Source organism: Acinetobacter sp. F16 (assembly GCF_052712855.1).
The window spans coordinates 1-12522 of sequence record NZ_JBRATK010000024.1 but is presented as its reverse complement, the minus strand read 5'-3'; the positions used below and the strand labels follow the sequence as shown (position 1 = coordinate 12522).

Annotated in this window: 12 protein-coding genes; 9 read left to right on the top strand and 3 right to left on the bottom strand. The window is 43.3% G+C overall.

Translation table 11 applies throughout. The features are described from left to right. Positions 1 to 238: 238 nt before the first annotated feature. Positions 239 to 703, bottom strand: coding sequence for an Lrp/AsnC ligand binding domain-containing protein (locus tag ACU0NF_RS11665; RefSeq protein WP_131268962.1), 465 nt, complete (start codon positions 701 to 703; stop codon positions 239 to 241). 139 nt (positions 704 to 842) lie between these two features. On the opposite strand from ACU0NF_RS11665, the gene ACU0NF_RS11660 reads away from it, so the two are divergent. The 4 genes from ACU0NF_RS11660 to ACU0NF_RS11645 all read left to right on the top strand — a co-directional run bounded on the left by ACU0NF_RS11660 (position 843) and on the right by ACU0NF_RS11645 (position 5245). Continuing rightward, the gene (locus ACU0NF_RS11660) at positions 843 to 2102 is read left to right on the top strand and encodes a D-amino acid dehydrogenase (protein ID WP_445661222.1); all 1260 of its coding nucleotides are present in this window, start codon (positions 843 to 845) and stop codon (positions 2100 to 2102) included. A 32-nt stretch (positions 2103 to 2134) separates the two neighbouring features. Continuing rightward, positions 2135 to 3238: an alanine racemase gene (gene alr / locus ACU0NF_RS11655; RefSeq protein ID WP_445661221.1), complete on the top strand. Its 1104-nt coding sequence runs from the start codon at positions 2135 to 2137 to the stop codon at positions 3236 to 3238. A gap of 52 nt (positions 3239 to 3290) precedes the next feature. Continuing rightward, positions 3291 to 3650: a RidA family protein gene (locus ACU0NF_RS11650; protein ID WP_131386298.1), complete on the top strand. Its 360-nt coding sequence runs from the start codon at positions 3291 to 3293 to the stop codon at positions 3648 to 3650. A 161-nt stretch (positions 3651 to 3811) separates the two neighbouring features. Next, on the top strand, positions 3812 to 5245 hold the full coding sequence (locus tag ACU0NF_RS11645; RefSeq protein WP_445661220.1) for an amino acid permease: 1434 nt from the start codon (positions 3812 to 3814) through the stop codon (positions 5243 to 5245). Positions 5246 to 5389: 144 nt separating this feature from the next. Here ACU0NF_RS11645 and hemJ read toward each other — a convergent pair whose 3' ends face one another. Together hemJ and ACU0NF_RS11635 are read right to left on the bottom strand one after the other, a co-directional pair. Further along, positions 5390 to 5842 (bottom strand): protoporphyrinogen oxidase HemJ, encoded by a 453-nt coding sequence (gene hemJ, locus ACU0NF_RS11640; RefSeq protein ID WP_445661219.1) that lies wholly within the window; start codon positions 5840 to 5842, stop codon positions 5390 to 5392. 67 nt (positions 5843 to 5909) lie between these two features. Next, positions 5910 to 7139: a beta-ketoacyl-ACP synthase II gene (locus ACU0NF_RS11635; RefSeq protein ID WP_445661218.1), complete on the bottom strand. Its 1230-nt coding sequence runs from the start codon at positions 7137 to 7139 to the stop codon at positions 5910 to 5912. A gap of 279 nt (positions 7140 to 7418) precedes the next feature. Here ACU0NF_RS11635 and ACU0NF_RS11630 point away from each other — a divergent pair, with 279 nt between their 5' ends. From ACU0NF_RS11630 to ACU0NF_RS11610, 5 genes are all read left to right on the top strand, one after another. Then, entirely contained in the window at positions 7419 to 8870 is a 1452-nt protein-coding gene (locus tag ACU0NF_RS11630) for an EcsC family protein (protein WP_445661217.1), read from the top strand. Positions 8871 to 9038: 168 nt separating this feature from the next. Then, positions 9039 to 9413: a 30S ribosomal protein S12 gene (gene rpsL / locus ACU0NF_RS11625; RefSeq protein ID WP_004648013.1), complete on the top strand. Its 375-nt coding sequence runs from the start codon at positions 9039 to 9041 to the stop codon at positions 9411 to 9413. Between the two features lie 179 nt (positions 9414 to 9592). After that, complete coding sequence (rpsG, locus tag ACU0NF_RS11620; protein WP_131386288.1) at positions 9593 to 10063, top strand: 30S ribosomal protein S7; 471 nt, start codon at positions 9593 to 9595, stop codon at positions 10061 to 10063. A gap of 126 nt (positions 10064 to 10189) precedes the next feature. Next, entirely contained in the window at positions 10190 to 12328 is a 2139-nt protein-coding gene (gene fusA / locus ACU0NF_RS11615) for an elongation factor G (RefSeq protein ID WP_131386286.1), read from the top strand. A gap of 93 nt (positions 12329 to 12421) precedes the next feature. After that, on the top strand, positions 12422 to 12522 hold a 101-nt coding region (locus ACU0NF_RS11610; RefSeq protein WP_022575158.1), incomplete at its 3' end, for a GTP-binding protein.

The following is a 12522-nucleotide window of genomic DNA, read 5'->3' as shown; positions in this document are numbered from 1 at the left end:
GTGACATGTTGGAAAATTTAATTTTAGAAGGGAGATATAAGATATTTTAATTGAATAGATGAGAAGAATGAAATATGTACATCAAATGAGGACACACCCTAGCATTTAAATGAGTCTGTGTACTAAAGTAAAACCTATTTTCAAATACATAAAAAGGATCGGGTGATCCTTTTTTAATGTCTAGTGTTTAAAGGCAGCTCGAAACACATCTGCGCTAATGAAAACAATACAGCGCCCCTTAACCTAAGTCTAAATAAAAACTTTCTTTGACTTCTTCCATAACGATATAACTGTGTGAGGAAGCAGAAGAGGGTAGTTTTTTTAACAGATCGCCTAATAATCGCCTATAGGCACTCATTTCTTTCAGGCGTGCTTTGACCAGATAATCAAACTCGCCTGAAATGAGATGACATTCTAAAACTTCCGGAATTTCGACCAGGTCACGGGCCACTTGATCAAAGACATCTCCCGATTTGGCAGACAGTTTGATTTCTAAAAACACCAGTAAATTCCGATCGACCAGTTCCGGGTTTAAACGTGCGTAATAGCCCATGATAATGCCGTCGCGTTCCAAGCGTTTTACCCGTTCGGAACAGGGCGTAGTCGACAAATTTACCCGAGCCGCCAGTTCGCTAATCGCAATCCGTCCGTCTTTTTGCAAGATGTCTAAAATCTGATGATCGATACGGTCTAATTTACGCATCAGTTTTTCCCTTTTTTTAGATTTTTTTCACGATAAATCCATCGAATTACCTGGATTATAGTCAATAAAACAGTGAAAAAAACTATTAAACCAAAAATATACTAGGTAAATAAACTAGATGTTGCTCGAGGGATTGAAAATGCGCGTAATTGTATTGGGTAGTGGTGTCATTGGTGTTGCAAGTGCGTATTACCTCGCGCAGCAAGGTGCAAGCGTGACTGTATTAGACCGTCAGGCAGGCCCGGCGGAAGAAACCAGTTTCGGTAATGCAGGTCAAATCTCTCCGGGTTATTCAACTCCGTGGGCAGCACCCGGTATACCGTTTAAAGCAGTAAAATGGATGTTCCAGCATCATGCACCGCTGGCGATCAATATGGATGGCAGCATGTGGCAGTTGCAGTGGATGGCGCAAATGCTGAAAAACTGTAATCCGCAAAGTTATGCCATTAACAAGGAACGCATGACCCGCGTGGCCGAATATAGCCGCGACTGCTTAAGAGATTTGCGTAAAGCTACCGGTATTCACTACGAAAACCGTTCCAAAGGCACCTTGCAAGTGTTTCGTAATGAAGCGCAGCTTGACGCGGTACAACGTGATATTCAGGTCCTGAAAGAATGCGGCGTGGATTATGAATTACTGCTTAAAGAAGACTTGGCTAAAGTTGAGCCGGCCTTAGCCTTTGCCCAAGATAAACTGGTCGGTGGCCTGCATTTGCCAAATGATGAAACAGGGGATTGTTACCTGTTTACCAATGCGCTAGCCAACCTTGCCAAAGACATGGGCGTCGATTTTAAATTTAACCAGAGCGTTGAAAAACTAGTGGTTGAAGGCAATGAAATCAAAGGTGTGGTGGTGGATGGAAAAGTGCTCACCGCAGACCGTTATGTGCTGGCTTTTGGCAGTTATTCACGTGATTTCCTCAAACCGTTGAATCTGGATTTACCTGTTTATCCGGTCAAAGGCTATTCACTGACCATTCCCATTGTCGATCCTGCTTTTGCCCCGCAATCTACAGTGCTCGATGAAACCTATAAAATTGCGATTACCCGTTTTGACGAGCGTATTCGTGTCGGCGGTATGGCGGAACTCAGTGGCTTCAACCATGGCTTGAATGAAAATCGCCGTGCCACCTTGCAAATGGTGACTCAGGATTTATTTCCAGGTGGCGACATGCAACAGGCGACATTCTGGACCGGCCTGCGTCCAATGACACCGGACAGCACGCCAATTATTGGTGCGACCCGTTTCAGCAACCTGTTTCTAAATACCGGTCATGGCACCTTGGGTTGGACCATGGCCTGTGGTTCAGGCAAATTGATCAGCGATTTGGTACTCAATCATAAAACCGACATTAATACCGAAGGTTTATCGATTCAGCGTTATCCCAACGCGGCTTAATTTACCTTAAATCACTATTCAAGGATGAATATATGTCACGTCCCATTACGGCTGTGATCCATCAGGCGGCTTTACGCAATAATCTGGCGGTTGCACGTGGCATGATGCCTGACAGTCAGGTTTTTGCCGTGGTCAAGGCCAATGCTTATGGTCACGGCATTGAACGTGTCTATGATGCTCTTCAACAGGCTGATGGTTTTGCCTTGCTCGATATTGCGGAAGCGAAGCGTGTTCGTGTACTCGGTTGGCAGGGTCAAATTCTGCTTTTAGAAGGTCTGTTTGACGCACAGGATTTATATGATTGTGTTGAATTGGATCTCAGTTTTACCGTACATAGCCAGTATCAAATAGACTGGTTGCAGCAGTTTGAAGGCTCTGCACAATTCGATGTGTTTTTAAAAATGAACAGCGGGATGAATCGTTTAGGCTTTAGTCCAGACGCATACCGAACTGCATGGCACAGCTTGAAGCAACTGGCGTGTGTGAAATCTATTACCCATATGACGCATTTTTCTGATGCCGATGGTGAACGCCTAGGTGAGCCGGGCATTCTCTATCAACAACACATCTTTGAAGACACCATCAAGGATTTACCGGGACAGCGCTCAATCAGTAATAGTGCGGCTATCCTGCGTTATTCCCAACAACTACATTCCGATTATATCCGTTGCGGCATCATGCTCTACGGCAGTTCCCCAGATTATCCAGCGCATAGCATTCAGGACTGGCAGCTGCAACCCACCATGTCACTGCGAAGCAAGATCATTGCTGTGCAAGAAGTCCAAGCCAGTGAAAGTGTTGGCTACGGTTCACATTTTATTGCCCCGGAACCACTCAAGCTTGGCATTGTGGCCTGTGGTTATGCCGATGGCTATCAGCGCATCTCGAAAACCGGTACGCCTGTGCTGGTCAATTCAGTTCGTACCCAAACCCTGGGCCGGGTCAGTATGGATATGCTGGCCGTTGATCTGAGCCATATTCCCGATGCTGAAATTGGCAGTGAAGTGGTGCTTTGGGGGATATCGTCAACAGGTCAGGTTTTGGCCATCGATGATGTGGCTGCCAGTTCAGGAACGGTCGGCTACGAGCTCATGTGTGCAGTTACGGCTCGGGTGCAATTTGAAATTGAACATTAGAATTTAACGTTTATTTACTCCAGATCCAGTTATCCAGAATAGGGAAATTAATATGTCACATGCAGATATCCAGAACATCAACACCACAGAAGTCATGAGTGCAGTCACTATTTTTAATCAGGTGGTGTATTTATCCGGTCAGGTGCCGAAAACCACAGCACAGGATATTGAACTGCAAACTCGGGACATTCTTGCGACCATTGACAGTTTATTGGCGCAGGCCAATAGCGATAAGTCAAGACTATTATCGGCACAGCTGTATATCAAGAATCTTGAAGATTTTAAAACAGTGAATGCGATTTGGGTCGATTGGTTAAAAGGCTGCGTCGCACCATCACGCGCCACTATTCAGGCGAATCTGGTGAATCCGGATTGGTTGATTGAAATTGCGGTGACCGCAGCGCAAAAGTAATTTTTAACTTTTATTTTTTTAATACTCTCCCGCAACTAGATAAGGAATAGTGCAACTGTCTTGATTAAAGCAGAAATTTTCAAGAGGCACGATTGAGCGATCAGGAAGCTTTGGCTCAATTCAAATGTCTGGTTTATACAGTGCTATAAGGATGTTGAAATATGACAACGAATCAATTGGATGATTCATCTTCTCCGCATGAATTACAAAGGAAACTTTCCAACCGTCATTTGCAGTTGATTGCGATTGGCGGCGCCATTGGTACGGGTTTGTTTATGGGTTCAGGGAAAACCATTTCCCTGGCTGGGCCATCCATCCTGATCATTTATATGATTATTGGTGCGATGTTCTTTTTCCTGATGCGTGCATTAGGTGAAATCTTGCTTTCCAATCTGCATTACAAATCCTTTATCGATATGGCGCATGATTTGATTGGCCCAGCTGCGGGTTATTATATCGGCTGGTCGTATTGGCTGGGCTGGGTGCTGGTCGGTATTGCGGATTTGGCTGCCATTATCAATTATCTCGGCTTTTGGCTGCCACCGGGAGAAACCTTTACGCCCATGGGGCAGGCCGCCATCAGTGCCGGCTGTGTACTGCTGGTGTTAGGCATTAATCTGCTCACCGTGAAACTGTTTGGTGAAATTGAATTCTGGTTTGCGCTGATTAAAATTTTAGCCATTTTGGGCTTGATTGGTATTGGCGGATATATGGTGTTTATGCAGTTCCAGCCGCCGCAAGGTGCTGTGGCAAGCTTTAGTCATGTCTGGTCACATGGCGGCATGTTCCCGAAAGGCGCAAGCGGGTTTTTGGCCGGCTTCCAGATTGCACTGTTTGCCTTTGTCGGGGTAGAGCTGATTGGAACCATGGCAGCTGAAACCAAAGATCCTGAAAAGAATTTGCCCAAAGCCATCAATGCAATTCCGACGCGAATTATTCTATTTTATGTCTTGTCCCTCTTTGTGGTGATGTCGGTTACGCCATGGAACCAAATTCCGGGAGATCAGAGTCCATTTGTGACCTTATTCCTGCATGCCGGAATTCCAACCTCTGCCATTATTATGAATCTGGTTGTTCTATCTTCAGTGATGTCATCCATGAACAGCGGTGTCTTCTCGACTAGCCGGATGCTATTTGGTTTGGCTAAAGATGGTCAGGCACCGCAAACCTTAAGTCAGTTGTCTAAGCGTGCAGTTCCGGCCAAAGGACTGATTTTTTCTTGCTGCTTTATTATGGCGGGCGCGGCATTGCAGTATTTCGTACCGAATACTATTGAAGCGTTTACCTTAGCCAGTTCATTGTGCGTAATCCTGTTCATTAGTATCTGGAGCTTGATTATGGTTTGCTACATTCGCTACAGAAAACGTAGTCCTGAATTGCATGCCAAATCAACCTTTAAAATGCCGGGTGGGGTATGGATGTCGTATGTCATTTTAGCTTTCATGCTGTTTGCTTTAATTATTTTGAGTTTAGAACCGGATACTTTAAAAGCCCTGATGATTAGTCCACTTTGGCTGGTGATTCTGGGGGTGACTTATCGTATCTTGTACTTGCCACGGATGAAAAAACGTACTCAGTCTTTAGAAATACAGTAGTCATTGATTTAGACAATTAAAAAGAGAGTGGTTTAAGCCACTCTCTCTTTTTATGAAAATTATTTTCAATAAGGATTGAAGATTTAGTCATTTAGGAAACATATAAAAAAAGCCTCTATTAAGAGGCTTTTTAAATCTTCTGGATTAAAACTGCGGTTTAACCACCACCAAAATCACTACAGCAAATAAAATCAGCGTGGGCATTTCATTGAAGAAACGCCAGAACTTGTGTGATTTGTAATGTGCATCGACCAGCAGTTTTTTACGGTAATAGCCACAGACGAAATGGTAAATGACCAGTAAACCGACCAAGCCCACTTTAAGGTAAAACCAGAGGGCTTCATGATAATGCCGAGTTGCATCACCCCAATCTACGAGAAAGTGCGCTGTGATGAGGGTGGCAACCATTGCTGGCCACATGATACCGCGGTACAACTTGCGTTCCATAATCTGGAAACGCTGATGACTCGTGGCATCCTCACTCATCGCATGATAAACATATAAACGTGGCAAGTAGAACAAAGCTGCAAACCAGCAAACCACAGCAATAATGTGTAATGCTTTTACCCACAAGAAAGCATCAGAAGGAGCATCCATCTATTCACCCTTTTAAGGGCAGTGTAAACGTTGATCACCCATTACCGGATGATCAACAATTCTTAGCTTAGCCTTCCCATTTTTTGAAAACAAGACAGGCATTTACACCGCCAAAACCGAAACTGTTACTCATTACAGTATTCAGTTTTGCGTCACGTTTTTCAAGTACGATATCAAATGGTCTTGCGCCTTCATCCAGTTCAGTCACGTTGATGTTTGGAGCAATGAAGTCATTTTGCATCATCAGAACCGAATAAATCGCTTCCTGAACACCTGCCGCACCCAGGCTGTGACCGGTCATAGACTTGGTTGAGCTTAGTGGAGGAACCTGACCTTCACCAAATGCACGTTCCATGGCCTTAAGTTCTGTGATGTCACCCGCTGGAGTAGATGTACCATGGGTATTCACATAGTCAATTTTATCTACGCCGTGCTGTTTGGCTTCTTCTAAAGCCATAAGCACACAACGCGTTGCACCTTCACCGCTTGGCGCAACCATGTCTGCACCATCACTGTTTGCAGCATAGCCGACTACTTCAGCAAGAATTTTTGCACCACGCGCTTGTGCATGTTCAAGTGATTCAAGCACCACAAAACCACCACCACCGGCAATCACAAAACCGTCACGGTCAGCAGAGTATGGACGGGAAGCTTTTTCTGGCGTGTCATTGTATTTAGAGCAAAGTGCGCCCATTGCATCAAACAACAAGCTTTGTGACCAGTGATCTTCTTCACCGCCGCCCGCAAGCATTAAATCCTGTTTGCCCAATTGAATCAGGTTATAAGCATAACCAATGGCATCGGCAGAAGTCGCACATGCGCTGGTAATAGTATGTGCCACACCTTGCAATTTGAATGCAACGCCCACGTTTGCTGTAATGGTATTGGTCATGTTACGCGGAACAAAGAAAGGACCCACTTTACGTGCACCCTTGGTTTGCAATAATTCGTTCATTTCGATGACAGATGCAGTAGAACCACCACCTGAACCACCGGTAATACCATAACGAGGGTTACCGGCTAATTCTTCAACCTGTAAGCCTGAATGTTCGACTGCAGCAAGGGCAGAGTTGTAGGCATACATCGAACAAACGCCCATAAAGCGTTTTAGTTTACGATCAATATTGTCAAAGTTTTGTTCTGCTGCTGCACTCACGTGGCTTTTAAAATTGAGTTCAGCATAAGTCGGGTTAAAACGTGTTCCAGAAATCCCGTTTTGCAAAGAATTTGTTACTTCTTCTAAAGAATTACCGATACATGAGTTGATCCCCATGCCAGTGATTACAACACGTTTCATCTACAGATCCCTTATATGGTAGTAATTTGAGCAAATGCAGCTGAATGAATCTTTTGCCTCAAGCAAAACCCAGCGCGTTACTCATGTATTTCAATTACATTCATAATAGCAGAAAGATTTTTGAATTCTTATGGCAAATATTATGCCTATTTCCCTCTGTGTCTATTTGTGAAAATTATCCGGTTTAATTAACCAAAAGATACACATTAAAATTGAGATAAACTTAGACTATACCTAGTATTTATCAATAATTGTAATAAGTGAAAACGAGGATAAAGAATGACTGATATCAATAATAAACATTCACATGGATTCTTATCAAATGCCTTTGGAGTGGCTAAAAAGATCAGTGCAGCTGGAATGGGTGCACTGAATCATGCCGCTCCGAGTGCAGTGACCAAGGTCCTGCAGCCATCAAAAAATGGTCAGGTGATTGATGGCAGTGCCCGTCAAACGAATGGCTTTGAAGTCCAAAAATATGATAATCCTCAACAAATGCTGCGCGAGTATTTACCCAATGTCTCTAAGCAATTACTTGGTCGTCAGTATGGTAAGGTGACGCGCGTCGCCAATTTTGTTTCCCCACAATTTTCAGATAAATTATCGGATTATTTTTTTGAACAGCTCAATCAGTTTACTTCAAATCTCAGTTCAGTCGATGCCGTGCTTGATCAGGCTGGAGCAAAAGATTTACAGGAACTGACCCAAGATGTAGATCGTTCAAAACGAATTAGCCAGGCCTTGGCAGAACAGAATAAATGGATTGCCTCTATGCAAGGCGCTGTAACCGGGGCCACAGGTGTGGTCGGTTCAGCGATTGATGTGCCGTTGTCTTTAATCATGTCTTTGCGCATGATTTATCAGGTTGGACGTGCCTATGGTTTTGAGCTGAATAAAGAAACAGAACAGGATATTGTTCAGTTCGTGTTCAAACAAATTGATTTAGGCCAGATTGCGGAAAAGCAAAGTGTATTGATGGCACTAAAAGCGGTTTCAGGAATGTTGAAGACCCATGATGTTTCTCAATTCCAGCAAATGTTGGGCTCAAGCAATGATGCGGCAGCACTGAAAAAATGGTTAAGCAATGAAAATGGTGAAATGAAATGGGAGTGGTTGAATCATATTCCTAAAATTTCAATCATCAGCAAATTGACACCGGTCGCAGGAGCGGGCATTGGTGCTGCGTATAGCTGGAAGCTGGTTGAAGATGTAAACCAGAAAGCACAACAAATCTTTTCTCACGCCCGAAGTTACTTGCAACAACATCAAGGGGTAGAGATTTCGCCAATTGCGGCTTATGAAAAATCTTTGGCCTTGTTGGCTCAGGCAACACCAAAATTATTAGAGCATTTACCTGAAGTTGATGTGAAGCCAAGTGAACTTAAATTGGATCAGGATATTCAAATCCCTGACAATAATGCCATTTCCAATGTCACCATCAAAAAGAAAACAGAAGCTGTTAAAGCCGATGAAGATCATCAGGATGAACAGGTTGAGCAGGGTCTGGAATCTTTAGCAGAACAAATGGTTGAACCGCACGAACAGGTTGAACCGCAGAAACCAGCCGTTCCTGTAGAAGAGCCTGAATCGGATGAGGCTAAAGAGAACTATGATTCAGAGGATCAGGGAGAAGAAAGTGCACAGAAATCAGCGCAATCTTCTAGCAAAACATCTGAACAAAAGGATAAAACTGCTGCAACAAAGAGTAAAGTTACAAAAAAGAAATCCTAAAAGTTAAGCCCAAGCCTAGTAAATCCTTTCAAACGCCCTAATTATAAGGAAATGGTTGATATTTGATATGGCCTCGAATATTGACCATTTTTCTATCTTCGCTTACAATTGTCTGCCCTCGAAAAGTAGTATTTTTTTGAGGCTTTTTATTAACGGGAGAATTGCCAAATGGCAACAACAAATCAGTTGATCCGTAAGGGTCGTACGACTTTGATTGAAAAATCAAAAGTTCCTGCGTTGAAGGCTTGTCCACAACGTCGTGGTGTTTGTACACGTGTTTACACTACTACACCTAAAAAACCTAACTCAGCAATGCGTAAAGTTTGCCGTGTTCGCTTAACTTCAGGTTTTGAAGTATCAAGCTACATCGGTGGTGAAGGCCATAACCTACAAGAGCACAGTGTTGTTCTTATCCGTGGTGGTCGTGTTAAAGACTTACCAGGTGTACGTTACCATACCGTTCGTGGTTCTTTAGACTGCGCTGGTGTTAAAGATCGTAACCAGTCACGTTCTAAATACGGTACTAAACGTCCTAAGAAATAATCTTTTTAGATTAGCTTCTTAAGAACGTAGAACCGCAATCCTTTATCGTCTCGCTTGTCTGATTTCTGCATTTAATTTTGTAAAATTCAAGCGACGTGTAGTAAGGCCAGCGAACAGTACATGACACTTTGTACTCATGCTGGATAAACCTGAAGTGTCATATTTATAGGTGTATTAAAATGCCAAGACGTCGCGTAGTCGCTGCCCGTGAAATCCTTCCGGATCCTAAGTTCGGCAGCCAAACAATCGCTAAATTCATGAACCACGTAATGCAAGATGGTAAAAAATCTATTGCTGAAAGTATCGTTTACGGTGCTTTAGACCGCGTTCAAGAAAAATCTAAAGTAGACCCAGTTGAATTTTTCGAGACTACTCTTGAAAAAGTTCGTCCTATGGTCGAAGTAAAAGCACGCCGTGTTGGTGGTGCTACTTATCAAGTGCCTATGGAAGTACGCCCATCCCGTCGTACTGCCCTAGCTATGCGCTGGTTAGTAGACGCTGCTGCTAAGCGTTCTGAAAAAACAATGGCTTTACGTCTTGCTGGCGAGTTGCTTGATGCAGCTGAAGGTAAGGGTTCAGCAGTTAAGAAACGTGAAGACGTGCATCGTATGGCTGAAGCCAACAAAGCATTCTCTCACTACCGTTTCTAATAGGTTTAAAGACCTTAATCAGGATGAGGATAGTTCAGTTTTACTGTACTGTTATCAAAACGCTTTAAGTTGCTAGCAACTTAAAGCGTCCTGTTTTAAACAACAAATTTAGGAATGCAAGAAATCATGGCTCGTCAAACCCCAATTTCTCGTTACCGTAACATTGGTATTTCTGCTCACATTGATGCTGGTAAAACCACTACTTCAGAACGTATTTTGTTCTACACAGGTGTATCTCACAAAATCGGTGAAGTACATGATGGTGCAGCAACAATGGACTGGATGGAACAAGAGCAAGAACGTGGTATTACAATCACTTCAGCTGCTACAACTTGTTTCTGGTCTGGTATGGCTAAGCAATATCCAGAACACCGTATCAACGTAATTGATACCCCGGGACACGTTGACTTCACAATTGAAGTTGAGCGTTCTATGCGTGTTCTTGACGGTGCATGTATGGTTTACTGTGCTGTAGGTGGTGTACAACCTCAGTCAGAAACTGTATGGCGTCAAGCAAACAAATATAAAGTGCCTCGTTTAGCATTCGTGAACAAGATGGACCGTACTGGTGCCAACTTCTTCCGTGTTGTTGAACAAATGAAAACACGTCTTGGTGCGCACCCTGTACCAGTTGTAATCCCTGTTGGCGCTGAAGAAAACTTCACTGGCGTTATCGACTTGATCGAAATGAAACAGATCATTTGGGATGAAGCTTCTCAAGGTATGCAGTTCGAATACGGTGAAATTCCGGCTGAACTTCAAGCTACTGCTGAAGAATGGCGCACCAACATGGTTGAAGCTGCGGCTGAAGCATCTGAAGAATTGATGGATGAATACCTAAACAATGGCGACTTGTCGAAAGAACAAATCGTTGCTGGTATTCGTGCTCAAACTTTGGCTTGTGAAATCCAACCAATGCTTTGTGGTACAGCATTCAAAAACAAAGGTGTTCAACGTATGTTGGATGCTGTGATTGATTTCTTGCCATCACCTACTGAAGTTAAGCCTATCGAAGGTATTCTTGACGACAAAGCTGAAACTAAAGCTGTTCGTGAAGCATCTGACGAAGCTCCGTTCTCTGCACTTGCATTCAAAATCATGAATGACAAATTCGTAGGTAACTTAACTTTCGTACGTGTTTATTCTGGTGTGCTTAAACAAGGCGACCCAGTATACAACCCAGTTAAATCTAAACGTGAACGTATCGGCCGTATCGTGCAAATGCACGCGAACGATCGTCAAGACGTTGAAGAAATCCGCGCTGGTGATATCGCTGCATGTGTAGGTCTTAAAGACGTTACTACTGGTGATACACTTTGTGATGAGAAAAACATCATTACACTTGAGCGTATGGAATTCCCAGAGCCAGTAATTTCTTTAGCTGTAGAGCCTAAGACAAAAGCTGACCAAGAAAAAATGTCTATCGCGCTTGGTCGTTTGGCAAAAGAAGATCCATCGTTCCGTGTTCGCACAGACGAAGAATCTGGTCAAACAATCATTGCAGGTATGGGTGAGCTTCACCTTGATATTCTTGTTGACCGTATGAAACGTGAATTTAACGTTGAAGCGAACATTGGTAAACCAATGGTTGCTTACCGCGAAACAATCAAAAAGACTGTTGAGCAAGAAGGTAAATTCGTACGTCAAACTGGTGGTAAAGGTAAATTCGGTCATGTATACGTTCGTTTAGAACCTATGGATGTCGAAGAAGCTGGTAAAGAATACCAATTCGTTGAAGAAGTTGTAGGTGGTGTTGTACCTAAAGAATTCTTCGGCGCGGTTGACAAAGGTATTCAAGAACGTATGAAGAATGGTGTATTGGCTGGTTACCCTGTTGTGGGTATCAAAGCGACATTGTTTGATGGTTCTTACCATGATGTCGATTCTGACGAATTGTCGTTCAAAATGGCAGGTTCTTACGCGTTCCGTGATGGTTTCATGAAAGCGGATCCTATCCTTCTTGAACCAATCATGAAAGTTGAAGTAGAAACTCCAGAAGACTACATGGGCGATATCATGGGTGACTTAAACCGTCGTCGTGGTATGGTTCAAGGTATGGAAGATTTACCTGGTGGTACTAAAGCCATTAAAGCTGAAGTTCCATTGGCTGAGATGTTTGGTTACGCAACTTCTATGCGTTCTATGTCTCAAGGTCGTGCGACTTATTCTATGGAATTTGCTAAATATGCTGAAACTCCACGTAACGTGGCTGAAGGCATCATTACTAAGTTCCAATCTGGCGGTAAAAAAGGTGACGACGAGTAATCTTTCGATTACTATAAGCCCAAACTAATTCATAGTTAAAAACCAAGTGCTCATGCAGTAACCCTGCATGAGTAGTTATAAAAGGAAGCTCTCATGGCTAAGGCTAAGTTTGAACGTAATAAGCCACACGTAAACGTGGGTACAATTGGTCACGTCGACCATGGTAAAACAACTTTAACTGCTGCAATTGCAAC